Source organism: Geoglobus ahangari (assembly GCF_001006045.1).
GTDB lineage: Archaea > Halobacteriota > Archaeoglobi > Archaeoglobales > Archaeoglobaceae > Geoglobus > Geoglobus ahangari.
This window is the reverse complement of record NZ_CP011267.1, coordinates 416,741-441,004: the sequence shown is the minus strand read 5'-3', so window position 1 is coordinate 441,004 and position 24,264 is coordinate 416,741. Positions and strand designations below refer to the sequence as shown.

Genomic DNA, 24,264 nt, shown 5'->3' with positions numbered 1-24,264 from the left:
CTCTGGAAAGCAGGCACACGCAGCGAGCGTGGTTGCATGTATGCTGTGCCACGAGTGGAGCCCTGATGAGACCAACAACTATGGTCCTCCGGCTGGAGGTTTCAATGTTTCCGACTTTGGCGTAACTTCACCATATAACTATGGTACGAAGAATGGAACTTATGAGGCACATAACGCGTTCATAGCGAGGGCGATTCAGGATGGTACCCTTCAGGACGCGAACGAGGCCTGCATCGCCTGCCACACTCACGTCGCAGTCAAGATCACCTGGAACCACAGCAGAGCACTCGAGTTCAACATTGGATTTGGCAATCCTATAACCACTGCTAACGGACCGCACAACTGGACCATAACTAGCTGGACGATAAACGGCACCGCAACCGCAGTCGTCTGGGGCAACACGACCGGCAGCGGATCAACCACGTATTCAACGAACTGGCCGGGCAACGTTCCTGGCGTGAACTACAAGTAAACCCAACCTTTCTTTTTACTCTTTTTCGAAAATTTTTTGTGCATGCTGCCTATTTTGCATTAGGAGGTTGATACATGCGTGTTCGCTTAATTTTGCTGGCAGCGGCTGTAATTTTGAGTGCATGTGTGGGATCACAGCCTGAGAAACTTCCGGCGATTGAGGTGATCTTCTCCCATTACAATGTGTCCGGGAACCACGTTGTGGAGATACATGAGGCCAAGGGAGTTCTGGTCGACAAGAAAGATGTGAGGAACATTTACGAACAACCGCCGTATCCGGGTATTCACGTCTATGCCTACATACTCGGCAAGAACCTGAGAGACGTGACGCCAGTCACCTACGTTCCATTGAGCAAGGAGGGTGGCAGCATAAAGGTTTATGTTGGGTTCAGGAGTCCTGAAGAAGTTCCGGAGAAGGGAGATCTGCTGGTTGTGGTTGTGGATGTTGTGGAAAAGAAGGATGGCAAATTTGCGACCGTTGCAACCGACAGCAAGCGAATCACATGGAATGTTTCATGGGAAAAATAATTTTAACAAAAAGGTTATATGTTCTGAAAACAACCTTCTTCCGGGGGGATGAATTTGGTAGCGAGAGTTATACTTGCCTTTGTGGTGCTGACGGCAGTTGGGCTTATAGCTCTGCCGAGCACTGTCTCGCTCTTTGCGGGACAGCACTACTGGTACGACATTAGCGGAGCTGGCTCTCAGATCCCATGCGAGAAGTGCCACGCTGACGTTTACGAGGAGCTCAGGAACAACCCCTATCACGAGAATTTCGAGTGCGAGCTCTGCCACAGGGGCGTTAACATTACCTATGCATCTGACAGGGGCGGTGGGACGATAATCAGTGGAAAGGAAGCACACGCAGCATCGATTGTCAGCTGCCTGATATGCCACAGCGGAAACGAGCCTGCTCCGTGGAGTGAACAGGTAAACCACTCACACGCGGAGTACAACACATCGGATTCGACGCTATGTTCTAAGTGCCACTCTCCATCGCTGTATCCTCCCATAGCCGGAGGATTCGGTCTTACCGGTGAGACGGGGGATACTGGAGCGCTTGCAGCGCACAGGGAGTTTGTTCTCGAGGCCAAGGGTGGAGACCTGCTTCTGTCGGCGAACGAGGCCTGCATCGCCTGCCACACTCACGTCGCAGTCAAGATCACCTGGAACCACAGCAGAGCACTCGAGTTCAACATTGGATTTGGCAATCCTATAACCACTGCTAACGGACCGCACAACTGGACCATAACTAGCTGGACGATAAACGGCACCGCAACCGCAGTCGTCTGGGGCAACACGACCGGCAGCGGATCAACCACGTATTCAACGAACTGGCCGGGCAACGTTCCTGGCGTGAACTACAAGTAAACCTTATTTTAATTTTTTATCATTGCTTTTCAGTTTCGCGGCTCTTTTACGTGGAAAAGGTTTATAGCCGGTGAAAACAAATTAATACTGGATGGTAAGCGCGGGAAAAATCTTCCTCATCATCATAGGCGTGTTTGCAGTCGGTTTAATAGCCTTACCCTCCACCATCTCGCTCTTTGCGGGGCAGCACTACTGGTATGACGTGAATCCGGGGGGGAATCAGATTCCGTGTGAAAAATGTCATGCAGATGTTCTTGAGGAGCTGAGCAGGGGGATATACCACATAAAGCAGAAAGGTGATCCGTACTCTGCAGATGGTCAGGACTGCACCTTCTGTCACCGTGTAAACAGCAGCATAACCTATGCGAAGGGTGATGGTGCTGGCACGTGGGTGGGTAAGGAGGCTCACGCTGCTACGAACATCCAGTGCCTGTACTGCCACGCACCCTCGCTCTACGGCGCTCCCCGTGCTGGAGGCTTTGGTCTGACTAACGACTCAACCGATACTGGAGCGCTTGCAGCGCACAGGGAGTTCGTGCTCGAGGCCAGAGGCATCACGCTACTTCTCGGTGAAAACGAGGCATGCATCGCCTGCCACACGCAGATCGAGCTGAACTACAACTACACGACCGTGAGGAGCATGGGTGTTACCATCGAAGAGAGCTATGCGAGTGATGGAACCGGTGTTACGCAGAGCTGGACGTTTTCGCCGGCCAGCAACATAACCTACGCCATAAACTCCGCAGATCGAACCGCTAAAGGGACGTATGAGGTGGTAAGATGAAAGCCTGGAAAGGGGCACTCGTGCTCATCATTGCAGCCTCTGTCATGGCGATAGCCATTCAGCAGACGCCCTCGATACTCTTGGGTCAGCACTACTTCGTTAACCTCAACAGCAACCAGAACGACATCAACTGCACCTCCTGCCACCCCCAGATTGCAGATGAACTCGCAAAATCACAAATTCACTCCAACTTTGCATGCGAGGAATGCCACAGGGTCAAGCAAACTGCAGAGGGAAAAACAATAACCTACGCAGAGCAGAAAGCAGGACCGAGAACAATTGGTGAAGAAGCCCACGCAGCCTACGTGCCAAGATGCCTTGACTGCCACGGGGGAAACGGTCAGTACATCGACTACCTCGGACAAACAAAAACCGCACCGGTTGCAAGAGCGTTCAACACCACACCCATTCCAGACTATGTTGCTCACAAGAACTTCGTGGAATGGGCAAACCAGAGCGGAATAGCTATTGGAGAGAATGAAGCCTGCCTTGCATGCCACACGAACTTCAGCGTGCAGATAACTTACAGGTACTTTTACGACATCTCTTACAGACTGTCGAACTGGAATCTCCAGAGTTTCAGTGTTAATGGGACGAGGGAATACACGATAGACTTCAACAAAAGTGGTGATCAGGGTAAGCACGAGTGGAAGGCTGTGAGTCTTACCTCTCAGGACTCATGGAACCAGAGCTTCTGCATAAAATGTCACAAAAATATCTATGATGCTCTTGTGAACGGGACACCAAATCCCTACGATACCAATGAGCCCTACATCACACACGCTCCGGCTATAATTGATACTGAGGAGTGGAACCCCTTTTACCACACCCTGTCCAATGATAAGAACATACGAAGCTTGTGGGTCAACACCACATATTGCATTCAGTGTCACAACGATTACAAGTACAGTCTGGTGTCTCAAAATGCCAATCCGAGAAGTCAAAACTCCGCGAATGTACATGCGGCGGAGGCAATAGTGTGTTTTGACTGTCACACCGGTCACCGGACGCTCGTTGACAGCATAACCAACTGGGGACTCAAACGAGTTTTTGTAGGAGATCTCTGCATGGGCTGTCATGAGGCGGCGGTTCATCCTTCTAGTGGCCAGTGTGGTTCATGCCATTCCAAGGGTTCCAGGTCTGTGTATATCGAATCTGAGCCAAGTGGATATTGCATCAATTCAAAATGGTGACCTTTACTTTCATTTTCCAAATCAGGGTAATTGGGGATTGGTTTTTGGTCACATAACTTTTAAGTACTATCATTTCCAGAATTTTTATTATATGAGAGTTATCCTCATCACAATCATCCTATTCACTCTCGGGGTTTTCGTCTTACCTTCTACCATCTCTTTTTTCGCAGGACAGCACTACTGGTACAACATCAGCGAGCAGGGGAACCAGATCCCATGTGAGAAATGTCATGCTGACGTTAGAGATGAGCTGGCAAACAGTCCACACCACAGTGCTCTCACGTGCGAGCACTGCCACAGGGGGGTGAACCTCTCAGGCCAGCCGGGAGGAGCGAAGTCCTACGCCTCCGACTTTGGTGGGGATGTATATCCCGGGAGTGGTGCCCATGCCGCCTCTGTATTGAGCTGCTTAATCTGTCACAGCGGCTACAAGAGTGACAGCGCGGTCGCCTACAACCACTCCCACTATGAGTACGCATGCAGCAATGACGTTTGCCACTCCCCCGTTCCCAACTTTCACCCTCCCGAAGCAGGAGGTCTCGGTGTAACTGGCTTAAGCTACGATACCGGAATTTATGCGGCCCACAGAGAATTTGCCATCGAATCTAAAAAGTCAGATCTGCTGTTCGACGTAAACGAGGCCTGCATCGCCTGCCACACTCAGGTGTGGCTGCTCTTCAACTACACGTCCGCAAGCGGGATCAGCATAGTCGTCAACAACACCTACACATCCACGCAGTCCTCCTGGCAGATTGAGAGCTCCTCGGTTGCAACCACAGTCTACAGGATCAATTCCACTGACAGAACGGTGAAGGGCACTTACGAGGTGGTAAGATGAGCCCGACTAAGACTCTCTTGGTGACAATCGCATTCTTCGCCCTCAGCGTAGTCATGCTTCTCGAAACGCCATCTCTGTTCGTCAGCCAGCACACCTTCGTGGATCTCAGTGGCTCTCAGAACGACATCAACTGCACCTCCTGCCACCCCCAGATTGCAGATGAACTCGCAAAATCACAAATTCACTCCAACTTTGCATGCGAGGAATGCCACAGGATCAAGCAGACAGCGTATGGTGTGACAATCACGTATGCTGAAGCCGACTCCACCAGCTGGGTCGCAGGAAAAGAAGCCCACGCAGCCTACGTGCCAAGATGCCTTGACTGCCACGGGGGAAACGGTCAGTACATCGACTACCTCGGACAAACAAAAACCGCACCGGTTGCAAGAGCGTTCAACACCACACCCATTCCAGACTATGTTGCTCACAAGAACTTCGTGGAATGGGCAAACCAGAGCGGAATAGCTATTGGAGAGAATGAAGCCTGCCTTGCATGCCACACGAACTTCAGCGTGCAGATAACTTACAGGTACTTCTGGAACATGACGTACACGAAGGACTCGGGATGGAACCTCGTCTTCGATCCCCTCACAGACGTCAACGGGACGAGAACGTACGAGGTATCCCTGCCGAGATCTGGGGGTAAGCACGAGTGGGTTGCCGCGAGTTTTAACGATCCGAACTTCTGCATAAAGTGCCACAAGAACATCTATGATTCTCTCGTAAACGGGACTCTTGGGACTGAAAGGCAGAATCTCATTCATGCTCCGGTGGAGATAGACCCTTATGAACACGGTAGTTCATCTGGAGGGGATGGTTGGGGCGATAACAACAACTGGGGACATTTGAGATACCACTACATAAATGGAACCTACAGGAGCTCTTGGGTGAACACCACTTACTGCCTCGAGTGTCACAATGTTGAGGAGTATCGCAATCTTAATCCAGACGCTGACCTGACTTACGATCTGCAAAACGTCTCACTTGACACGAACTCCTTGAGAGTGCATGTGGCTGAAAAACTGACGTGTCTGACCTGCCACGGGTACGGAAAAACCAAAGAAGCAATTATGGATCCAGTCTCCAGTGCAATGGTCACAACATCTGATCACATGAACTTTCTCAATCAGACTGTCACGCTCCCCAATTCGTTTGTGGGTAACATCTGCATGGGCTGCCATGCGGCTGGGAATCATTACTCGAATGTAGACTTTGGCCAATGTTCATGGTGTCATGGAAGTGGCGGATATGGAACTCGGTGGGATATTTATTATTGTAATCGCTGCCACGCTAGAAGCGGAATAACATATTCAGCAAGTATAACCTTCAATGTGGAATCTGAACCGACTGGAAACGTCACTTGGAATTAGTTTCTAAAAATTCGATTATTTGTGGTATTGCGGTTCTTTGAATGACGTGCGTTTTTTCAGAGATGCTTGCAGAGTTGAAAGGGTTGTCTTTTTAGTGTTTTGGCCAATTGATTGTTACTCTTAAATACTTGATGTGGGGTTAGTTTATTATTAGTCTACTTTCTACTTATAGTCTAATTGAGTGATCTGAAGGAAACGCTGTTTAAATAAGGTGGGAGCTATGAAAACACTTGAGGAAATAATAAGCATCCTGAAGAAGCACAGAGATGAAATAAAAAGAGAATTTAAGGCTGAAATAATTGGGGTATTTGGTTCATATGCGCGTGGTGAAGGGAAGCCAGATAGTGACATTGATATCCTCGTCAGGTTCATGGAGGGAGCGACTGTATTCGATCTGGTTGGTCTTGCTGAGTACCTTGAGGAAAAGCTCGGTGTTAGGGTGGATATCGTCTCGGAAAGAGCATTAAGGCCTGAATTGAAAGATAGGATATTGAAAGAGGTTGTAATTGTATGAGAAGGGACTACAGACTCTTTCTAAAAGACATAATTGAAGCGATGGAAGCCATAGAATCTTTTGTTGGAGATATGGGCTATGAGGGTTTTGTTAAAAATGATCTTGTCAGGAGTGCGGTTGTGAGGAAATTGGAGATTATTGGTGAGGCGGCTAAAAACATTCCGGATGACATCAGGGAAAGATATCCTTTGCTTCCTTGGAAAAGAATGGCTGGAATGAGGGATAGATTAATCCACGCTTATTTTGGAGTTGATTACAAGTTAGTGTGGGATGCCATAAAATATGAGATTCCAAGACTTAAACCTGAAATAATTAAAATCCTTGAAGAATTGGATGACTAAATATTTTACAAAAGTCCTTAGCCTGACGATATTGGGTAGTTTCGTTTCAACCCGTATCTTTGAGTGTCAAGATCGCCACAACGCATGCAGTGAGCGCCAGATAAAACGCGTACACATACTCACCAGTCATGTCCCTTATCAGTCCCCCTACATACGGGGCGAGCAGCCCGGAGAATCCCCAAGCAGTGAATATTGCTCCGTATATTCTCCCTGCGTACTTCTTCCCGAAGTATATCGAGACCGCTGCCGGAAACATCGCCAGCACACCGCCGTAGTTGGCGTAAACTACAGACGCGAGCGGAAACACGAGGTAGCTCGAGTACAGGTATGCAAGGAGGATAGATGCGATAGCGGATAAGACAAAGTTCAGTCTCAGGGCCCTGAAGACGCCGAGCCTGTCGAGCACGACCCCCCAGGCAAACCTCCCGCCAGCGTTGGCGAGGGATGTTACTATCAGAAAGAGGGCAACTAGCCCGGCGAGCTCCGGAACCTTCTCAGCCCCCTTCCTCAGTATTGGGGCAGCGTTGCCGATCACCATGAGTCCAGCGAATGAGGAGAGGAAAAACGCGAACCAGAGCCTGTAGAACCTGATATCTCTTGCGACCATTCCGAGGCTGAAATCCAGAGACTCCTCCCCCCTTTTGACAGGCGGATCCCTCATAGGGAGAGAACATAGCACTATAACTCCGAAGTACAGCAGTCCAATCAGGGCAAACGCCCTGAAGACTCCGTAGCTCTCGAGCAGGTATGTTATGACGGGCGTCATCACAGCAGCCCCAATCCCGAATCCGACCGCCACAAGCCCGATGGCAGTTCCGGGCCTGTCGAGGAACCACTTCGATGCAAGAGGCCTCGGCACAGCATCAACCAGAGCGATTCCAAGCCCGGGGAGGATCCCAAGGCCAACGTAGTACTGTATCCTCGCAACGTCCCACTCAAACAACTTCATCTGGCTTGCAAGCAGGTATCCGGAGAAGATCACAAAGGCCCCGGCTATCAGCGGTATCCTCGGGCCGAGTCTGTCGTAGATTATGCCTGCTGGAATTATGAATATCGAGTAGGTGAGGGTTATGAGTGAGAAGGCGAGGGTGAACGGTGCCACGCTGGAAATCCCATAATGTTGCTGCAGGGGATGGTAGAAAAGGCTAAAGGTGTATATTCCACCGAGCATTGTCAGGATAATCATTCCTAGAACCGGGTAGAGCCAGCGGTTCATGTACTGTGTTGGGGAGTTCTCATTTATATAAAAAGCGGTTAGCGTGCTTTCAGCCTCTCTGAAATCTCCACGTAGAGCAGGACTATCATGGGTGCCGAGAACAGGTACGGCAGGTAAAGGATGGCCGGCATCTCCACTCCCCTCGGGTGCAGCTGGAAGCTTGCCAATGTCGCCTGCATGTAAAAGTAAGGGACGACGATCAGCGAGAGGAACGAGTAGTACTTGGCCAGCTTTCTGTCAACAAAGCACAGCAGGGTGTGGGAGAGGGCAAAGATGAGCAGAACGGAGCTGAAGACGAACTTTGGCTCGGAGAATATCACACCGCTCCATGCGGCGTACATGAAGACTGCCGAGAGAATCAGGTGGACCAGCGCGTAGACTGTGGTGGTCACGGAAAGAGCCATTACCCTGCTGGCAAACCTTGCGTGGAACAGGGGAAAGAGGAGGATTGTTGAGATCGTCACGATTGATATCGGAACGTGGAAGTAGATGAGCTTGTAAACGTCACCGAGCCTGTGCTCCGAGGGGAGAAAGACGACCAAGGTGAGGGTTATGCCAAATAGTGTTACCAGAACCTTGGAACGCATAATGGCAGTCATTCAGCTTGCTTTAAAATGTTTTGTAGTTTATTGAGTCCAGTAATCTGGACAGATTCGAGTCTGGGATTTCTTGTCTAATCGTTTTCCGCGCACCTTTATATACTTCATACACCACTCAACTTTCGCTGCACTATTTAAACTGAAAAAGGCGGGAGAAAGCGTTTTATAGGGATTAAGAGGAATATTAGCGGTAGTTAAAATCAGACTAAGATAGGATTGAAAGGTTCTACTTAACCAACTTGTCTGGAGTGTTTGGGGCAAGTTAAAATCAGACTAAGATAGGATTGAAAGGCTATCTGAGATGCTCAGGATGGATGTGTCAGAGATTAGTTAAAATCAGACTAAGATAGGATTGAAAGGTCGCTCGGTGGGGCGATCTCCTCAACGGAGATAAGTTAAAATCAGACTAAGATAGGATTGAAAGCCGGCATCTTCTCGGTGAGCTTGAGCACGGCCTCTCTTGTTAAAATCAGACTAAGATAGGATTGAAAGTGGCCACGACCTCGGAGGTTGCCTCGAGGAGGGGGAGTTAAAATCAGACTAAGATAGGATTGAAAGATGGATGGAGATAGACCGATAGTTACCTTCCTTTACGGGTGTTAAAATCAGACTAAGATAGGATTGAAAGTTCGAAGACCCAGACGCTGAAGTGTTGGCAAAAGAGAGTTAAAATCAGACTAAGATAGGATTGAAAGGCTGGAATGCGGCGTTTCTGTTCGCTATGTAGTCCGCGGTTAAAATCAGACTAAGATAGGATTGAAAGCGGATTTTGAGATTTCTGGAGTGTATGCTGGTATGGAGTTAAAATCAGACTAAGATAGGATTGAAAGATGAGGTGGACCTGATAAGCATTAAGAGGAAGCTTGTGTTAAAATCAGACTAAGATAGGATTGAAAGTTGGTGCGTACCTCATAGCCTACGCGACATACAGCATAGTTAAAATCAGACTAAGATAGGATTGAAAGGTATATGTCAATGTATCTCTGCTAATCTTCATTTCATTTGTTAAAATCAGACTAAGATAGGATTGAAAGGCTGTTGCTTTCAATTTAGACTCGTCAGGAGACTACTAGTTAAAATCAGACTAAGATAGGATTGAAAGGTGAAAAGCGCATGGTATAGCTTCTGACCCTGCTTCGTGTTAAAATCAGACTAAGATAGGATTGAAAGTGAATTGATGCATTCACTTGAGCAGGATGCTGATGGTAGTTAAAATCAGACTAAGATAGGATTGAAAGAGAGCTCCCTCTCACGGTGACTCAGGTCTTTGTTCAGTTAAAATCAGACTAAGATAGGATTGAAAGAAGATCTACGCAAGGGAGAAGAAATTCAGCACAAGCAAGTTAAAATCAGACCATGCTATTGAAAGTAAGGGATTTTGACATATATAGGCATCTCACAACGAATTAAAATTGTGTTGGGTTTTCAGAGAACCCTTAAATAGCATCGTATAACAACAATCTTTGAAGGTGTAGTGTATGGGCGAGATAACCGTCAGGCTCAAAATTCCAGACGAGATATTGAAGCAGGTGGATTTAGACAGAGTAGTCGAGAGGCTTGAGAGAGAAATCATGCTCGAGTACAACCTGAAAAAACTTCACGGAAAATTCAAAGACAAGAACCTCGAAAGGCTGCTCGAAGAGGTAGACGAGGAATGGGGGATTTGAAGGCATTTATTGATAGCAATGTAATTGTCAACCATCTTGAAGGGAAACTGGATTTGTCTGAACTCAGGAACAAATATGCCCTTTACTCAAATGCCATTGTTTTCAGCGAGGTTTTTCTCGTGTATCTGAAAGCGATTACTGGGAAAAAGAGCTACGAACTGAAGAATAATCCAGAACTGATTGTGGAGAAAAAGATGAACTTGAGGAACTCTTCATGCTCTTCGAAATTTTTGAAGAGCTGGAAATTAATAAGGAAATCAGAAATCTGGCTTATAAGTTTGTTAAAAAATACGGTTTGCTGCCGAATGATGCTCTGATTCTTGCCACCTGCAGGTTTTACGGGATAAAATACCTGATTTCGTTTGATGGTGATTTTGAAAGGGTATGCAAAGAGGAATGCATAGAGCTTATTGACAGCGTTTAGCTCATTGAGTTCAGCTTGTGTGGTAAAAACTGAAGAACACACGACTGGAAACAAACTTTTAATTATTAATTGCTACAGTTCTCAGAGGGATTCCCATGACCGACAGTTCCCCAAAACTTCTCGAGATTGTTCCGCTGCTGGAGGCGATAGTCGGGGAGAGGAACATCCTCCTGCACCCCGAAAGCTACCTCTACGACGAAACCCCCAAGCCTGTAAGGCCGGAGGCGGAGAGGAACGTTGTGGTTGTCCGGCCTGCAAGCACCGAGGAGGTCTCGAGGATTCTCAGGCTTGCAAACGAGCGCGGGATTCCGGTCTTTGTAAGGGGTGGTGGCACGGGGCTCAGCGGTGGTGCCATACCGACCAGGCCCGGAATCGTGATGTCCATGGAGAGGATGAGCAGGATTGTGGAGATAGACGAGCAGAACCTTGTCGCGGTCTGCGAGGCTGGAGTCACGCTGAGGCAGCTGCTTGAGGCAGTCGAGAAGGTCCCCGGGCTGTCCTTCCCGCCACACCCCGGTGACGAGAGCGCTCAGATTGGTGGTCTGGTTGCCAACAATGCCGGCGGTGCGAGGGCGGTGAAGTACGGCGTGATGAGGAACTACGTGCTCGGTCTGGAGGTCGTTCTGCCGAGCGGGGATGTGCTGAGCCTCGGCGGGAAGGTGATAAAGAACGTGACGGGCTACGACCTGATGCACCTCATCATCGGGAGTGAAGGGACGTTATGCGTGATCACCAAAGCCATTCTGCGACTGATTCCGGAGCCCGGGGCAACCTACACCCTCGTCATACCCTTTGACACAACTGCAGAGGCGATTCGCACGGTTCCGGAGATTCTCAGGAGCGGGGTTGTGCCGCTGGCTCTGGAGTACATGGACATAGAGGCGGTGAGGGCTGGTGAAAGGGTTACGGGCAAGAAATGGCCCTACTCGGGAGGAAAGGCCCACCTGATGATCATCGTGGATGGCGGGACAGAGGATGAGCTGATGCACAAGTCCGAGGTTATTGAGAGGGTTGCGAGGAGGCACGGGGCGCTTGACGTCCTTGTGGGGGTTGGCAGGAGGGAGCAGAGGGACATACTGGAGATCAGGAGCCTGATATACGAGGGGCTCAAGGAAGAGACGATCGAGGTTCTCGACGTCTCGGTGCCCATCGGCAGCATAGCCGAGTTCGTTGAGCGGTGTCAGGACGAGGCCGAGAGGCTCGGGATAAAGGTGCTCCACTTCGGGCATGCCGGAGACGGGAACGTGCACCAGCAGGTGCTCAGGTGGGGCTTTGAAGGGGATGAGTGGGTTGAGAGCTACTCGAAGTTCAAGGAGTTTGCATTCGGGCTTGCGAGGGAGCTTGGCGGATACATAACAGCCGAGCACGGCATAGGGATGGTGAAGAAGGAGGACATGGCGAGGACGATGCCAGAAACCGCATTGACGCTCATGAGGGCGATAAAGAGGGTCTTCGACCCGAACAACATCCTGAACCCGGGAAAGGTGATCGACCCCTAACCCTCCATCAGCCCGTCCACCCATCTTTTGAAGTGCTCGTATTTCATCGCGCCAACCCTTCGCCCCTTGAGGCGTGCGTTCTCGAAGAACAGGAAGGCCGGAACGCTCCGCACCCTGCACCTCTCCGCAAGCTCAGGGCTTGAGTTCACGCTGACCTTGAGGAAGAGAACCCTGCCATCGTATTCGCCTGCAAGTCTCTCGACGATTGGCTCCATAGCCTCGCACGGCGGGCAGCGCTTCCCCCAGAAGTCCACGACAACGTACCTGCTCGAGTTCAGCAGCTCGTCGAATGTCTGAGCGCTGGCAGGCACGACCCCTGTTTTTCTGGACTTTCTCAGTATTCTGTCAATCAGCCCCATACCTGTGCAGGTTCTCGCGGTAATGTAAAAAGAGAGCCCGGTAGTGAAAGCCTACGCACACTCGCCTTTCAAAATTGGTAAAAAGTGGAAAAATAAATCGATCAGCCACACTTCGTGAATCCGCACATCCTGCAGGTCATGCAGCCCTCTCCGTACTCTAAGATGTTCCCGCACTCCGGACACATCCCGCCTATGAGCCTCGTCCTCGGCTGCTCCTGCTTTTCCTCCTCTTCCCCCGTGAATTCCGTAAGCGGCTTCACACCCTTGACGTCCAGCTTTATCTTCCTGAACTCTCCCTTGAGGTGCTTCTCGAGAACCTTGGCCACCCCGTCTGCGCAGCTCGTTATTATCTCTCCATTGTCGAAGCCAACCGAGGGGCACCTTATTCCCTTGAGCTGCCTTATCAGAGCTTCCGGATCAACCCAGCTTCGCAGAGCGACGCTCAGCAGCCTGCCTATCGCCTCGGTCTGCGATGCCGCACAGCCCCCGCTCTTCCCGAGCTGCACGAAGACCTCCGCTATTCCGTACTCGTCCTCGTTTATCGTGACGTAGAGGGAGCCGCAGCCAGTCCTCGTCTCCACCGTCGTGCCCTTGGTTATCCTCGGCCTCGGCCTCGGCCTGTGGTACCTTGCCGGTGGCCTCACCTTCTCGTCTTCCTTCTTCTTCTCGGTCTTCTTGACAGAAAGCACCTGCTCCTCCCTGCTGCCGTCCCTGTATACCGTTATCCCCTTGCACTTGAGCTCGTACGCCAAGAGGAACGCTTTCTCCACATCAGCCTTCGTGGCGTGGTTCGGCATGTTTATCGTCTTGCTGACCGCATTGTCCGTGTACTTCTGGAAGGCCGCCTGCATTCTGACGTGCCACTCGGGGGAGATGTCGAGGGCACACTTGAACACCCTCCTGATCTCTTCGGGGATCTCGTCGATTCCCTGTATGCTCCCCTCCTCAACGACCCTGTTCAGTATGTCGTCGTTGTAGAGGTCAAGGGCTCTCAGCGTCCTCTCAAAAATCGGGTTGACCTCGAAGAACTCGTCTCCATCGAGAATGTTTGCTCTCTTGTATGCAAGGGCAAACACGGGCTCTATTCCGCTGCTGCATCCGGCGATTATGCTGATGGTTCCGGTTGGGGCGATGGTTGTGGTGGTCGCGTTCCTTATCCTTATTCCCATCTTCTCCCACACGCTGCCCTCCCAGTTGGGGAACACCCCCCTCTCCTCGGCGAGCTTCTGCGATGCCTTGTGGCTCTCCTCCTGTATGAACTTCATGACCCTCTCGGCAAGCTCAACAGCCTCCTTGCTGTCATAGGGTATCCCGAGCTTGAACAGCGCGTCGGCCCAGCCCATCACTCCCAGCCCGACCTTTCTGTTCTTCTTCGTCATCTCCTCTATCTCGGGGATCGGGTAGCTGTTCACGTCTATGACGTTGTCGAGAAATCTCGTGGCAATCCAGACGACCTCTCTCAATCTCTCCCAGTCGAAGTCCTTTCTGCCCTCGTCAACGAACTTGGAGAGGTTTATCGACCCGAGGTTGCAGGACTCGTAGGGCAGGAGGGGCTGCTCACCGCACGGGTTTGTCGCTTCAATCTCTCCGACGTGGGGTGTGGGGTTGTGCCTGTTTATCTCGTCTATGAATATCATTCCCGGCTCTCCGTTCCTCCACGCCCCCTCAACGATCAGGTTGAAGATCTTCCTCGCGGGAATCCTCCTGACGACCTCCCCCGTCCTCGGGTTTATCAGCTCGTACTCCCCGTCGCTCTTCAGGGCCTCCATGAACCTGTCGGTCACAGCGACGCTTATGTTGAAGTTCCTGAGCACACCCTCCTCCCACTTGGCGGTTATGAACTCCTCTATGTCGGGGTGGTGGACGTTCAGAACTCCCATGTTCGCTCCCCGTCTCTTTCCTCCCTGCTTTATCTGCTCCGTTGCGGAATCGAAGATCTTCATGAAGCTAACCGGACCACTCGCGACCCCCATCGTTGACCTTACGATGTCGCCCTTTGGCCTTATCCTCGAGAAGCTGAACCCCGTTCCTCCCCCGCTCTTCTGCACCCTCGCCATGTCCCACAGCGCCTTGAATATCCCGTCTATGCTGTCGTCAACCGGGATGACGAAGCATGCGGAGAGCTGTCCGAGGGGCGTGCCGGCGTTCATCAGCGTTGGGGAGTTGGGCATGAACTCCTGCCTGTCCATCACCTCGTAGAACCTCTTCGCCCACTCCTCCGGATCTCCTCCGTAGTTCTCCTCGGCCTTGGCTATCGCCCTCGCGACCCTCCAGAGCATCTCCTCCGGGGTCTCTATGGGCTCGCCGTTCTCGTTCTTGAGCAGGTACCTCTTCTCCAGAACAACCTTGGCAGTGTCATTCAGCTCCATCTTACCACCATCAAACTAATTTGATTTTCTATCAAGTAAGCTTGCGTAGGCTCACCGCGAGTTAAATCTTTCGCTTCCCCTCGATAACTTTTATCGCATATAGAAAAACCTTGCCCCTTCGGTGAAAGATACACGCCCAATGCTCGCCATTAAAAGCGAAACGTTCTCGGAGAATTTATAGAATACAGCCATTAAAGTTTCAAAAGCGTTACCGAGCTACCGGTGGTGAGTTCGCCGTACTCTCCCCTCGAGAGGGTTCCGGGGTTAACAACAACTGTGCTGCCAACCCTCTCAACCCCCCTCGCCTCGTGGATGTGCCCGCACAGGATGAAGTCGAAGAGGTGAGCGTTCTCCCTGATTGCCACACTTCCCGCGTTCACTCCGGAATGTGTAACGTCGAGCACGCCGTAGGGTGGTGAGTGAGACACGAGGACATTCTTCTCTCCATACTCGAACCTGCTGAGCAGCCTGTGGTAGTATCTCTCGTCATACTCTGAGGGAGTGTTGAAAGGTGTGAACGTCGAGCCCCCGAGCCCGTGGAAGGTGATTCCGTCGAGCTCAACGCTCCTTCCGTGTATGTACTCAACGTTCTCGGACTTCAGGCTGCTGAAGGCATCTTCGTAATCGCAGTTTCCGTGGACGACCAGACACGTCCCCGAAAACCTCTCGACTATCTCCAGAAACCTCTCCACATCTCTCCGGCTGAAGTCCGTCACGTCGCCGCAGATCGCAAGGACATCTGCCCTTGCTTTATCGACAAGCTTTTCGAGCATCGAAAAACGGGAGTGGAGGTCTGAAGAGACAATAATCCTCATAAAACGTACATGTCGCCGTTCTTGGGTGCGTAGCACTCGAGCCCGAGCTCTTCCTCTATCCAGCTTGCGAACGCCTCCGTCTCTTCCCCGTGTACGGTGAATACCTTCTCCATGCCCCTGTCCGCGACCTTCCTGACCAGCTCCTTCAGCTGCGAGTCGTCTGCGTGGGCTGAGAAATCGTACTGCTCGACCTTCATCTTCAGCCTTACAGTCCTCATTCCGAGGTCTATCGTGTTTGTTCTCAGCGCCCTGTCCCCGTTGGTGCCCTCAACCTGATACCCCGTCAGGATTATCTTCGACTTCTCGTCGTTGTAGAGCCTCGAGATGTAGAAGAGCGCCGGCCCGCCGTTGAGCATGCCCGCGGTCGTTATGACGGCAGCTGGCTCCTCGAGAACCTTCTCTCTCTTGCCCCTCTCGACTATTATCGAGTTCCTCATCGCCCTCCTCAGCTCCCTGACGCTCTTGATGTACTCCGGATACCTCTCGAGTATCTTCGACACCTCCCTGCCCATTCCGTCCACGTAGGGAGTTATTCCGTGCTTGGTCAGGATCATCATTATCTCCTGCGTCCTTCCGACTGCAAAGGCAGGAATTATCGCGTGCCCTCCCATGTCGAGCGTCTCTATGACGCTCTCGACGAACAGCTTCTCAAGCTCCTTCCTCTCAGGGTGTTCAACTCCGAAGTAGGTGGACTCGACTATCAGGATGTCGGTCTCGGGGAAGGATGTATCCGCGCCCTCCAGAAGCCTTGTGTCCTCGAGCCTTATGTCGCCCGTGTAGAGGATGTTGACGTCCCTCGACATGTATATCGTCGAGCTTCCCGGGATGTGACCCGCGTTGAAAAGAGTTATCTCCCAGCCGTCGACCATCAGCGGCTCCTCGTAGCTTATCTCCCTCGTGTTACTGTTGAACTGCAGGTACTCCCTCTTGCCGAACGGTGGGTACTCCATTATGTTCATCGAGTCTCTTAAGAGTATATCGGAGAGCTCCCTTGTCGGAGCGGTCATGTACACCTTGGGGTCGTAGTCCATCAGGTTCGGAGCCACCCCGACATGATCGAGGTGCCCATGGGAGATGAACACGCTCTTCGGAGCAACGCCGTTTATCGGAAACTCTGGCGGGTCGGAGGGCTTCAGGCCATAGTCCAGAATAATGGAGTCCACCATTATCGCAGACCTGCCTACCTCCCTGCACCCTCCGAGGAATCTGATTACCGTCATTCCCCACCCCTTCAATAGCTTGTAATATATAGATTTCGGCCTCCAGAAACCGTGCCGCCAGACAACCGTTAAATATCATGGTGGATTAGATTCGCTGGGTCATGCCTGTCATCGCCGTGTGCTCCGGAAAGGGTGGCGTTGGAAAGACCACCGTTTCGGCAAACCTCGCGGCAGCCCTTACAGCATTCGGGGAAACTGTGGTCGTGGACTGCGACTTCATGCTGCCCAACCTCCACATACTGCTGGCCATAGAGAACCCCGGGCTGTCGCTCTTCGACGTTCTGAGGGGAGACGCGAGTTTAAAGGATGCAACCTACAGGCTCAGGATGGCTGTTGGCAGAACCCTGACCACCCTCCACGTGATCCCCTCTCTAGCCTCGCTAAGCATGCTCAAGGAGTTTGAGGAGCGGAGGTTTGGTGAGGTTGTTGAGGAGCTCTCGGAGACGTATGACTACGTTGTCCTCGACGTCTCTGCAGGGCTGAGCAGGCTGTCTCTGGTTTCGATGGGGAACGCGGACAGGGCTTATGTGGTTGTCAACCCGGAGAGGAGTTCTGTGAACTCTGCCAAGAGGGTTGTGACGGTCGCGAGGGAGCTCGGGGTGGAGGTTGGAGGGGTAATCCTCAACAGGTACAGGGGTGAGAGGAGCTTCGCCGAACTCGTGTCAGAGATTCTCGACTCGGAGCTCGCGGGGATAATCAGGGAGTCGAGGGACATTTCGAGGAGCTGGGATGCTGGCGTTCCGGTGATCTCCTACCGCCCAAGATCGGCCGTGTCGAGGGATCTGGTGAACCTCGCGATGAATGTTGCGGGACAGAAGGTTAATATACGTCCCTTTGGAAGAGTAAGGTACCTGCTCGGGTGGTAGAGTTGGAGAGGGAGAGGGTTGCGGACATTCTGATGGAGGATGATGAGCTCGAGGTTGTTAGGGAGCTCACGCCTGAGGTTGAAAGGGCCGGGAAGAGAGGTGAAAAGAGCAGGAGCGTTCACACAGCGGTTGTTTTCGAGGTGGGCCCCGACCTGAAAATCAGGGTCATAGATCTGGCGATAGTGGTTGTGACGATTCTGCTCGCGTACCTGATAATCAAAAATATTTGATTCAGAGCCTCTTTCCGAATTCCCTCGCGAACTTCACGAAGAACCCGAGGGTCTTCTGGACGTTCTCGTCCTTCATGGCCCTGAAAAGCCCCATGAGGGTTACCGGCTCAGCATTTCTGCTTGCGTTGAGGGCATCCATCATCTTCTCCGCTATCTCAATCGTGTTGCTGTCTATGCTGAGTGCCACAGCTCCAAGGGCCTCGATGAGGTTGTTCACCACACTCTCAGTCTCGCTGTCCATGAACACGCTGACCGTCTCGAGGAGCGGCGCGAGGGTGTTGGCGAGCTCAATCAGTCTCTCAGCACTCCTGCTCTCCACCATCTCCGCCAGCTTCTCCACGAGTGCGTTCATCTTCTCCTCGTCGTCGGAGAGCCTCTCAACAAGCGTTACCATCGTGTTTATGACGGCATCCTCGCTCATAATTCATCACCTCAAAAAAGAAAAGGGAGTTAGCCCTTTATCTCCCTGAGCTTGTCTATGAGTGCCGGCACGACCTCAAATATGTCCCCAACGACACCGTACTGAGCAACGCCGAATATTGGTGCCTCTGGATCCTTGTTTATTGCGATTATGAGCTCGCTGTCCTTCATTCCCATGATGTGCTGGAACGCACCGCTTATACCCAGAGCGAGGTAGAGCTTGGGCTTCACGGTCTTGCCCGAGATACCGACCTGCCTGTCCTTCGGCAGCCAGCCGTTGTCGATCACGGGCCTGCTTCCGGCCACAACTCCGCCAAGCAGCTCGGCGAGCTCCTCGGCAAGCTCTATGTTGGACGCGTCCTCAATTCCCCTGCCGACAGAGACGATTATGTCCGCCTGCGTTATGTCGACCTCTCCGGCTTCTGGCTCGATTATCTGGCTGAACTCTCTCTTTGGAGTGACTGAAGGCTTTATTCCCGCATCGACTACCTCTCCGGAGGCCTGCTTCTCTTCCTTGAACACTCCCTGCCTGACCGTGAAGACGTACGTGTCCGCCTGCTTCACCAGAACATCCACGAGGAGCTTGCCCTGGAAGATGTACCTCGTGGCCTTCACACCGTCGCTGACGTCGAGGCCGACAATGTCCGTGACTATGGGAGCGTTCAGCTTCGTCGCGAGGAGCGGAGCGTATTCCGAGCCTCTGGAGGAGTTGGCGATGAGAACGACGTCAGGCTTCTCCTTCTGGAAGAGCTGCAGAAGGACGTCAACGTAGAGCTCGGGGTTGTAGTTCTCAAGGCTCGCGTCCTCAATCTTCCAGACTTTGTCGGCGTACTTGGCAAGCTTCTCAGCGTGAGAGGAAATGCTGCTTCCAATCACGACTGCCTCAGCACTGCCGTCTCCCTTGATGGTGTTCGCAAGGTTGAGGAGCTCAACGCTAACGGGATCGAGCTCTCCAAAATTAATCTCGGCAACGGCAAAAACCCTCATTTCAGATCAACCCCCTGTCCTTGAGTATCTGGATTAGCTTCTCGGCAATCTCCTCCGGAGCACCCTCAATCATCTCGGCCTTCTTGACCGGCGGAGTGTAGACCTTCTCGACCTCTATGAATCCCTCTCCTACCTCCACTCCGACCTCTCTCAGCTCCTTGCTCTTTGCCCTCTTGATGCCCATGATCGAGACGTACCTCGGCTCGTTTATACCACTCTGGACAGTAACGAGCGCTGGCAGCGGAAGGACGTTCTCCTCTCCATATCCTCCCTCAAGCTCCCTGACGACCCTTATCTTCCCGTCCTCGACCTTTATGCTTGTCACCGCAGTTGCAAACGGGATGTCGAGCATTCCGGCAAGGAGAACACCCACGAGCGCGTTGTTGTAGTCCTGGCTCATCAGGCCTGCGAGTATCAGGTCGAAGCTCTCTCCGGAGATCGCCTCCTTTATGGCCAGAGCCGTCCTGTAGGAGTCCATTCCCGCGTCGAGGGGAATCTTTATGGCCCTGTCAGCCCCCATGGCCAGGCACTTCCTCAGGGTGTCGTCGGAATAGCCAACGCCGACGACTACAACCTCTCCTCCGTGCTCCTCCTTGAGCCTTATGGCCTCCTCAACAGCGTATCTGTCCCAGTCGTTGATGTCGAACACGAGCCCCTTCTCGTCAACACTCTTCCCATCACTTGACACGCGGATCTCGCTTTCTGGGTCAGCTGCGTGTTTCGCGAGTACGATAATATTCAATCTACCACCCCCATCTTGCGTGATTTTACGTTATTGATAACTCTTTCCAAAAAATAAAAATGTAATTATTTATCGTTTCATTTATTTTCCTGTGAAGTTGGGCTTCCTCCTCTCGAAGAACGCCGCGAAGCCCTCCCTCACGTCCTTTGTGCCTGTGACGAGGCCGAAGTAAGCTGACTCCAGAGCCTGCCCGACCTCCACAGGCAGCTCGTAGCCGAAGTTTATGGCGTACTTCGCGAGCCTGAGAGCGATCGGAGCACCCTCGGCGAGCTTCTTGGCGAACTCCATGACCTCGTCCCAGAACTTCTCCGGATCCACTGCCTTGTTGACAAGCCCGACCTTCTCGGCCTCCTCTCCGGAAAGCCTCGTGGCGAACATTATCAGCTCCTTGGCCTTGGCGATGCCCAGTATCTTCGCCATCCTCTGGGTTCCGCCCCAGCCCGGTATGAGTCCAAGGGCAGTTTCTGTCAGTCCAATCTGCGCGTTCTTGGCGATTATTCTGAAGTCACATGCGAGGGCCATCTCGCAGCCACCGCCAAACGCGTAGCCGTTGATGGCTGCTATGACGGGCTTGGGGAACTTCTCGATGGTGGTGAAGACGTCCTGTCCCTTGGCTGCAAGCAGCATTGCGACGGGTGGGTTGAGAACCTCGTCCGTTCCAGCGGCCTGCAGGTCGAGGCCAGCCGAGAACGCCTTGCCCTCTCCGGTGAGTATGACCACCCTCACCTCGTCGTCGAACTCCAGCTCTCCGAACGCCCTCTTGAGCTCGTCGAGCAGCTCGATGGTTATGGCGTTGAGTCTGTGCGGCCTGTTGAGGACGATCTTGGCGATCCCTCCCTCAAGCTTCTCGATCCTTATGTTCTGGTAAGTCCCGGCCTCGTACTTGTAGAATCCCTCCGAGGCCTTCTTTCCGGTCTTGCCCTCTGCCACAAGCTTCTTGAGGTACTCCGACGGCTTGAGGATCTCGTAGCCCTTCTCCTTGTATAGCTCCTCCACCTTGGCGAGTATGACGTCAAGCCCGATCTCGTCAGCCATCTCGAGCGGACCCTTGGGCATGTTCGTTCCGAGCTTCATCGCGGTGTCGATCTCCTTCGCATCAGCAACGCCCATCTCTATGAGCCCGGCTGCGATGTTCACCATCGGAGCGATTATCCTGAGCCCGTCGTACTTGCCGGCCTTCTCCTTAGGTATCTTGGGCCTGCCAGCCCTCCAGTCGTAGAAGCCCTTGGCTGTCTTCATTCCCAGCTCCTTGTTGTTGAACTTCTCCTCGAGGAGCTTGGACTTCGGAACGATGCTCCACTGCTGGCTCGCGTAGTAGAGCACGTCGAGGCCCACGAAGTCTGCAAGCTCCAGCGGCCCCATCGGCATCTTGTACTCGTAGAGCATCGTCGCGTCGATCTCCTCAGGCTCTGCTATACCCTTCTCGACATCGTCAATAGCGAGCACGAGGTAGGGCACGAGGCACCTGTTGACTATGAACCCCTCAACGTCCTTCTTGACAACAACGGGCGTCTTTCCGATGCTCTTCACGAACTCGACGGCTATGTTCACCGTCTCGTCGCTGGTCTGCTCACCCCTTATGACCTCAACGAGGGCCATCACGGGCACGGGGTTGAAGAAGTGCATTCCCACGAACCTGTCGGGTCTGTCAGTAGCCTTCGAGAGCTCGGTAATGCTCAGCCCCGAGGTGTTTGTGGCGAGGAGGGCCTTCTTGTTGTACTGGCACACCTCCTGAAATACCTGCTTCTTCAGGTCCATTACCTCGGGAACAGCCTCAATGACGAGGTCTGCGTCCTCAACAGCCTCCTTCATGTCGGTCGTGTAGTGGATCCTCGCGACGATCTCCTTGTACTTGGGGAGGCTTATCTTGCCCTTGTTAACCGCTTTTCTCAAATTCTTCTCGATGTTAGCCTTGCCCCTCTCGAGGAACTCCTCCTTTATGTCCCTCACCCAGACCTCATAACCGGCCTGCGCAACGACCTGAGCGATGCCGGAACCCATCGCTCCCGCGCCGAGAACGGCAACCTTCTTTATCTCCATCTCATCACCCCTCCACCGGGACGATTTCATACATTAAATACCCTTCCTTTCTCTTCGACACCTCAACCTTCACCCTCTGTCCCGGCCTGACCTTCTGCGGATCTCCCTTAAGCCATGCGGTTATCTTGACCCCATCGTCCAGCCTTGCGATAGCGACCGTGTACGGGTCGTAGCTGGCGAAGCTTGGCGGCCTGACGAATATCACGGTCAGGGTTTCGAGCACACCCTCGTTCTTGAGCTCCACCCACTCCATGTCATCATCCATGCACTTCGGGCAGTCCTTCTGCGGAGGGAAGAACAGCTCTCCGCACTTCTTGCACTTCGTGGCGAGGAGCTTGCCCTCTCTCAGACCCTCGTAGAAGTTCTGGATGTTCTCAATGGAGATGACGTACTTGAGGTGAAGATCTCTCATGTCGACCCACTGCAGGGCTCCGCTCTTCTCGTCTATGGCAACCGGGAACCCGTACTCCTTAATATTCGTTTCAGCAGCCTTCCTCAAATCGTCCATAACACATCACCTCTTCTCCAAACCGTAAATGGTCACGTAGCTGTAGTGACCCGTTCCACCCACGTTGTGGGCCAGATACCTTCCGTTCTTGACGTCAACCTGCCTTCCGTTCTCGGCCTTGCTGAGAAGCTGCTTCCAGGCCTCGACAGCCTGACTCACTCCTGTCGCCCCAATCGGGTGACCCTTGGCCTTCAAACCTCCATCTACGTTCACGGGGATCCTTCCACCGATGTACGTCTGCTCCTCCCTGACGAGCTGGACACCCTCTCCCCTCTTCGCGAACCTCAGATCCTCGTAGGCGATAACCTCGGCAGCCGTGAAGCAGTCGTGGACATCTGCTCCGTCCAGATACTTGTACGGGGCGTCCATGTCTATTCCCGCCTTCTTGTATGCCACCTCTGCAGCGTAGGCTGCGGATCTCAGAGAGGTGAAGCTCTCCCTCCTGCTGAGGTTTGCCGTGCCCGTTCCGACTCCCTGACCGAGTATCCATATCTTCTCCTCGATGCCCCACTCCTTTACCTTCTCCTCGCTCGCGAGAATCACCGCAGCAGAACCGTCGGTGATGGGTGAGCAATCGAACAGCTTGAATGGCCACGCGACGTACGGTGAGTTGAGGGCCTTCTCGAGGCTGATCTCCCTCTGGAACTGGGCGTACGGGTTTTTGGCACCGTAGTGGTGGTTCTTAACCGCGACCCTCGCAAAGTCCTCCTCGGTCGCTCCGTACTTGGCCATGTATGCTGTGGCGTGCAGGGCGTAGTACCCGGGGAACGTGAGGCCGAAGTTCTCGAACTCCCAGAAGTAGCTGCCGAACCTGCCGATCAGCTCGATTACCGTCGGATTGGGTGACTCCTGCATCTTCTCGACGCCAAGCACGAGCACAACATCAGCCTCACCGCTCTCTATTGCCGTGTAGCCAACCCTGATCGCCGCATTACCTGTCGCGCATGCGGCCTCGACCCTCATGCTTCCAACGTCCTCAAACTTCCCGTACTCGTACATCAGGGCAGGCACAGCAGCCTCGCTGCTCCACATTCCCGCCGTGCCGACAACCATGAAGTCAATGTCCTTCTGCTCCACGTTGGCAGACTGCATCGCCGGTTTAACGGCCTCCCATGCAAGCTCTGCCACGTTGACGTCCTTTCTTGTCCCGAATTTGGACTGGCCAGCTCCTATAATTGCTACTGCCATACGCTTTTATAACGTTCTTTCATTATATAAGATTTTCTCGCTTTTCCTGCCTCCAAACCAAGATTAAAAATAGAAAAGGTTTTAATTGCCCAAAATCTGTCATGATTTTTACCAATTTTGCGGTGGAGCATTTATAAACTTTTTGTAGGTTTTCAAAGCCTCTCTGCCTTTTTATTTCTCCCAAAAGAATTTTATACTTCCGGATACACAATTCCGTCATAGATAATCGTGAG

Annotated in this window: 26 protein-coding genes and 1 CRISPR repeat array; of the genes, 14 read left to right on the top strand and 12 right to left on the bottom strand. The window is 52.4% G+C overall.

Features of this window, described 5'->3' with window-relative positions:
• Nucleotides 1–28 precede the first annotated feature (28 nt).
• From GAH_RS10925 to GAH_RS02490, 9 genes are all read left to right on the top strand, one after another.
• Nucleotides 29–472 (top strand): hypothetical protein, encoded by a 444-nt coding sequence (locus tag GAH_RS10925; RefSeq protein ID WP_245604056.1) that lies wholly within the window; start codon nucleotides 29–31, stop codon nucleotides 470–472.
• A 113-nt stretch (nucleotides 473–585) separates the two neighbouring features.
• Entirely contained in the window at nucleotides 586–999 is a 414-nt protein-coding gene (locus GAH_RS02525) for a hypothetical protein (RefSeq protein ID WP_156967369.1), read from the top strand.
• Nucleotides 1,000–1,047: 48 nt separating this feature from the next.
• Nucleotides 1,048–1,842, top strand: a complete 795-nt coding sequence (locus GAH_RS02520) for a hypothetical protein (RefSeq protein WP_084632242.1) — start codon at nucleotides 1,048–1,050, stop codon at nucleotides 1,840–1,842.
• Nucleotides 1,843–1,933: 91 nt separating this feature from the next.
• Nucleotides 1,934–2,626 (top strand): hypothetical protein, encoded by a 693-nt coding sequence (locus GAH_RS02515; protein ID WP_048094539.1) that lies wholly within the window; start codon nucleotides 1,934–1,936, stop codon nucleotides 2,624–2,626.
• Nucleotides 2,623–3,819, top strand: coding sequence for a cytochrome c3 family protein (locus tag GAH_RS02510; protein ID WP_048094538.1), 1,197 nt, complete (start codon nucleotides 2,623–2,625; stop codon nucleotides 3,817–3,819). The genes GAH_RS02515 and GAH_RS02510 overlap by 4 nt, the downstream gene beginning before the upstream one ends.
• A 91-nt stretch (nucleotides 3,820–3,910) precedes the next feature.
• Complete coding sequence (locus GAH_RS02505; protein ID WP_048094537.1) at nucleotides 3,911–4,657, top strand: hypothetical protein; 747 nt, start codon at nucleotides 3,911–3,913, stop codon at nucleotides 4,655–4,657.
• Nucleotides 4,654–6,027 (top strand): cytochrome c3 family protein, encoded by a 1,374-nt coding sequence (locus GAH_RS02500; RefSeq protein WP_048094536.1) that lies wholly within the window; start codon nucleotides 4,654–4,656, stop codon nucleotides 6,025–6,027. Before GAH_RS02505 ends, GAH_RS02500 begins: the two co-directional genes overlap by 4 nt.
• A gap of 220 nt (nucleotides 6,028–6,247) precedes the next feature.
• Complete coding sequence (locus GAH_RS02495; RefSeq protein ID WP_048094535.1) at nucleotides 6,248–6,541, top strand: nucleotidyltransferase family protein; 294 nt, start codon at nucleotides 6,248–6,250, stop codon at nucleotides 6,539–6,541.
• The gene (locus GAH_RS02490; RefSeq protein WP_048094534.1) at nucleotides 6,538–6,882 is read left to right on the top strand and encodes a HepT-like ribonuclease domain-containing protein; all 345 of its coding nucleotides are present in this window, start codon (nucleotides 6,538–6,540) and stop codon (nucleotides 6,880–6,882) included. Before GAH_RS02495 ends, GAH_RS02490 begins: the two co-directional genes overlap by 4 nt.
• A gap of 46 nt (nucleotides 6,883–6,928) precedes the next feature.
• Here GAH_RS02490 and GAH_RS02485 read toward each other — a convergent pair whose 3' ends face one another.
• Nucleotides 6,929–8,098, bottom strand: coding sequence for an MFS transporter (locus GAH_RS02485; protein WP_048094533.1), 1,170 nt, complete (start codon nucleotides 8,096–8,098; stop codon nucleotides 6,929–6,931).
• A 38-nt stretch (nucleotides 8,099–8,136) separates the two neighbouring features.
• Nucleotides 8,137–8,685: a hypothetical protein gene (locus tag GAH_RS02480; RefSeq protein WP_048094532.1), complete on the bottom strand. Its 549-nt coding sequence runs from the start codon at nucleotides 8,683–8,685 to the stop codon at nucleotides 8,137–8,139.
• A gap of 205 nt (nucleotides 8,686–8,890) precedes the next feature.
• A CRISPR array of direct repeats spans nucleotides 8,891–10,001; the repeat unit is 30 nt; unit sequence GTTAAAATCAGACTAAGATAGGATTGAAAG.
• Nucleotides 10,002–10,175: 174 nt separating this feature from the next.
• Between GAH_RS02480 and GAH_RS02475 the strand changes: the two genes are divergently transcribed.
• The 3 genes from GAH_RS02475 (at nucleotide 10,176) to GAH_RS02465 (ending at nucleotide 12,287) form a co-directional block, all read left to right on the top strand.
• Complete coding sequence (locus tag GAH_RS02475; RefSeq protein WP_048094531.1) at nucleotides 10,176–10,364, top strand: hypothetical protein; 189 nt, start codon at nucleotides 10,176–10,178, stop codon at nucleotides 10,362–10,364.
• Nucleotides 10,365–10,578: 214 nt separating this feature from the next.
• Nucleotides 10,579–10,788, top strand: coding sequence for a PIN domain-containing protein (locus tag GAH_RS10865; protein ID WP_156967368.1), 210 nt, complete (start codon nucleotides 10,579–10,581; stop codon nucleotides 10,786–10,788).
• Between the two features lie 95 nt (nucleotides 10,789–10,883).
• Nucleotides 10,884–12,287: an FAD-binding oxidoreductase gene (locus GAH_RS02465; RefSeq protein ID WP_048094529.1), complete on the top strand. Its 1,404-nt coding sequence runs from the start codon at nucleotides 10,884–10,886 to the stop codon at nucleotides 12,285–12,287.
• Here GAH_RS02465 and GAH_RS02460 read toward each other — a convergent pair.
• From GAH_RS02460 to GAH_RS02445, 4 genes are all read right to left on the bottom strand, one after another.
• On the bottom strand, nucleotides 12,284–12,646 hold the full coding sequence (locus tag GAH_RS02460; protein WP_052747726.1) for a thioredoxin family protein: 363 nt from the start codon (nucleotides 12,644–12,646) through the stop codon (nucleotides 12,284–12,286). The genes GAH_RS02465 and GAH_RS02460 overlap by 4 nt on opposite strands.
• 101 nt (nucleotides 12,647–12,747) lie before the next feature.
• Complete coding sequence (locus tag GAH_RS02455) at nucleotides 12,748–15,015, bottom strand: vitamin B12-dependent ribonucleotide reductase (RefSeq protein ID WP_048094528.1); 2,268 nt, start codon at nucleotides 15,013–15,015, stop codon at nucleotides 12,748–12,750.
• Nucleotides 15,016–15,206: 191 nt separating this feature from the next.
• Nucleotides 15,207–15,830 carry a metallophosphoesterase family protein gene (locus tag GAH_RS02450; RefSeq protein WP_048094527.1) on the bottom strand — a complete coding sequence of 208 codons (624 nt, stop codon included), beginning with the start codon at nucleotides 15,828–15,830 and terminating at the stop codon, nucleotides 15,207–15,209.
• On the bottom strand, nucleotides 15,827–17,050 hold the full coding sequence (locus tag GAH_RS02445) for an MBL fold metallo-hydrolase (protein ID WP_048094526.1): 1,224 nt from the start codon (nucleotides 17,048–17,050) through the stop codon (nucleotides 15,827–15,829). Before GAH_RS02445 ends, GAH_RS02450 begins: the two co-directional genes overlap by 4 nt.
• 101 nt (nucleotides 17,051–17,151) lie before the next feature.
• Here GAH_RS02445 and GAH_RS02440 point away from each other — a divergent pair, with 101 nt between their 5' ends.
• Nucleotides 17,152–17,916 carry a nucleotide-binding protein gene (locus GAH_RS02440; RefSeq protein WP_048094525.1) on the top strand — a complete coding sequence of 255 codons (765 nt, stop codon included), beginning with the start codon at nucleotides 17,152–17,154 and terminating at the stop codon, nucleotides 17,914–17,916.
• The gene (locus tag GAH_RS02435; RefSeq protein WP_048094524.1) at nucleotides 17,910–18,146 is read left to right on the top strand and encodes a hypothetical protein; all 237 of its coding nucleotides are present in this window, start codon (nucleotides 17,910–17,912) and stop codon (nucleotides 18,144–18,146) included. Before GAH_RS02440 ends, GAH_RS02435 begins: the two co-directional genes overlap by 7 nt.
• A 1-nt stretch (nucleotide 18,147) precedes the next feature.
• Here the strand turns inward: GAH_RS02435 and GAH_RS02430 are convergent, their stop codons facing one another.
• From GAH_RS02430 to GAH_RS02405, 6 genes are all read right to left on the bottom strand, one after another.
• A complete protein-coding gene (locus tag GAH_RS02430; protein ID WP_048094523.1) occupies nucleotides 18,148–18,567 on the bottom strand; it encodes a DUF1641 domain-containing protein in 420 nt (139 codons plus the stop codon).
• 29 nt (nucleotides 18,568–18,596) lie between these two features.
• Nucleotides 18,597–19,553, bottom strand: coding sequence for an electron transfer flavoprotein subunit alpha/FixB family protein (locus tag GAH_RS02425; protein WP_048094522.1), 957 nt, complete (start codon nucleotides 19,551–19,553; stop codon nucleotides 18,597–18,599).
• A gap of 1 nt (nucleotide 19,554) precedes the next feature.
• On the bottom strand, nucleotides 19,555–20,295 hold the full coding sequence (locus tag GAH_RS02420; RefSeq protein WP_048094521.1) for an electron transfer flavoprotein subunit beta/FixA family protein: 741 nt from the start codon (nucleotides 20,293–20,295) through the stop codon (nucleotides 19,555–19,557).
• A gap of 81 nt (nucleotides 20,296–20,376) precedes the next feature.
• Nucleotides 20,377–22,335 (bottom strand): 3-hydroxyacyl-CoA dehydrogenase/enoyl-CoA hydratase family protein, encoded by a 1,959-nt coding sequence (locus GAH_RS02415; RefSeq protein WP_052747724.1) that lies wholly within the window; start codon nucleotides 22,333–22,335, stop codon nucleotides 20,377–20,379.
• 4 nt (nucleotides 22,336–22,339) lie between these two features.
• On the bottom strand, nucleotides 22,340–22,843 hold the full coding sequence (locus GAH_RS02410) for a Zn-ribbon domain-containing OB-fold protein (protein WP_048094520.1): 504 nt from the start codon (nucleotides 22,841–22,843) through the stop codon (nucleotides 22,340–22,342).
• 6 nt (nucleotides 22,844–22,849) lie between these two features.
• Nucleotides 22,850–24,031, bottom strand: a complete 1,182-nt coding sequence (locus GAH_RS02405) for a thiolase domain-containing protein (RefSeq protein WP_048094519.1) — start codon at nucleotides 24,029–24,031, stop codon at nucleotides 22,850–22,852.
• Between the last annotated feature and the right edge of the window lie 233 nt (nucleotides 24,032–24,264).

What these genes read in the sequence shown, in the direction of transcription:
- GAH_RS02520 (WP_084632242.1), top strand. Translation starts at nt 1,048, where the DNA reads ATGAATTTGGTAGCGAGAGTTATACTTGCCTTTGTGGTGCTGACGGCA.
- GAH_RS02515 (WP_048094539.1), top strand. Translation starts at nt 1,934, where the DNA reads ATGGTAAGCGCGGGAAAAATCTTCCTCATCATCATAGGCGTGTTTGCA.
- GAH_RS02510 (WP_048094538.1), top strand. Translation starts at nt 2,623, where the DNA reads ATGAAAGCCTGGAAAGGGGCACTCGTGCTCATCATTGCAGCCTCTGTC.
- GAH_RS02505 (WP_048094537.1), top strand. Translation starts at nt 3,911, where the DNA reads ATGAGAGTTATCCTCATCACAATCATCCTATTCACTCTCGGGGTTTTC.
- GAH_RS02500 (WP_048094536.1), top strand. Translation starts at nt 4,654, where the DNA reads ATGAGCCCGACTAAGACTCTCTTGGTGACAATCGCATTCTTCGCCCTC.
- GAH_RS02495 (WP_048094535.1), top strand. Translation starts at nt 6,248, where the DNA reads ATGAAAACACTTGAGGAAATAATAAGCATCCTGAAGAAGCACAGAGAT.
- GAH_RS02490 (WP_048094534.1), top strand. Translation starts at nt 6,538, where the DNA reads ATGAGAAGGGACTACAGACTCTTTCTAAAAGACATAATTGAAGCGATG.
- GAH_RS02485 (WP_048094533.1), bottom strand. Translation starts at nt 8,098, where the DNA reads ATGAACCGCTGGCTCTACCCGGTTCTAGGAATGATTATCCTGACAATG.
- GAH_RS02480 (WP_048094532.1), bottom strand. Translation starts at nt 8,685, where the DNA reads ATGCGTTCCAAGGTTCTGGTAACACTATTTGGCATAACCCTCACCTTG.
- GAH_RS02475 (WP_048094531.1), top strand. Translation starts at nt 10,176, where the DNA reads ATGGGCGAGATAACCGTCAGGCTCAAAATTCCAGACGAGATATTGAAG.
- GAH_RS10865 (WP_156967368.1), top strand. Translation starts at nt 10,579, where the DNA reads ATGCTCTTCGAAATTTTTGAAGAGCTGGAAATTAATAAGGAAATCAGA.
- GAH_RS02465 (WP_048094529.1), top strand. Translation starts at nt 10,884, where the DNA reads ATGACCGACAGTTCCCCAAAACTTCTCGAGATTGTTCCGCTGCTGGAG.
- GAH_RS02460 (WP_052747726.1), bottom strand. Translation starts at nt 12,646, where the DNA reads ATGGGGCTGATTGACAGAATACTGAGAAAGTCCAGAAAAACAGGGGTC.
- GAH_RS02455 (WP_048094528.1), bottom strand. Translation starts at nt 15,015, where the DNA reads ATGGAGCTGAATGACACTGCCAAGGTTGTTCTGGAGAAGAGGTACCTG.
- GAH_RS02450 (WP_048094527.1), bottom strand. Translation starts at nt 15,830, where the DNA reads ATGAGGATTATTGTCTCTTCAGACCTCCACTCCCGTTTTTCGATGCTC.
- GAH_RS02445 (WP_048094526.1), bottom strand. Translation starts at nt 17,050, where the DNA reads ATGACGGTAATCAGATTCCTCGGAGGGTGCAGGGAGGTAGGCAGGTCT.
- GAH_RS02440 (WP_048094525.1), top strand. Translation starts at nt 17,152, where the DNA reads ATGCCTGTCATCGCCGTGTGCTCCGGAAAGGGTGGCGTTGGAAAGACC.
- GAH_RS02430 (WP_048094523.1), bottom strand. Translation starts at nt 18,567, where the DNA reads ATGAGCGAGGATGCCGTCATAAACACGATGGTAACGCTTGTTGAGAGG.
- GAH_RS02425 (WP_048094522.1), bottom strand. Translation starts at nt 19,553, where the DNA reads ATGAGGGTTTTTGCCGTTGCCGAGATTAATTTTGGAGAGCTCGATCCC.
- GAH_RS02415 (WP_052747724.1), bottom strand. Translation starts at nt 22,335, where the DNA reads ATGGAGATAAAGAAGGTTGCCGTTCTCGGCGCGGGAGCGATGGGTTCC.
- GAH_RS02410 (WP_048094520.1), bottom strand. Translation starts at nt 22,843, where the DNA reads ATGGACGATTTGAGGAAGGCTGCTGAAACGAATATTAAGGAGTACGGG.
- GAH_RS02405 (WP_048094519.1), bottom strand. Translation starts at nt 24,031, where the DNA reads ATGGCAGTAGCAATTATAGGAGCTGGCCAGTCCAAATTCGGGACAAGA.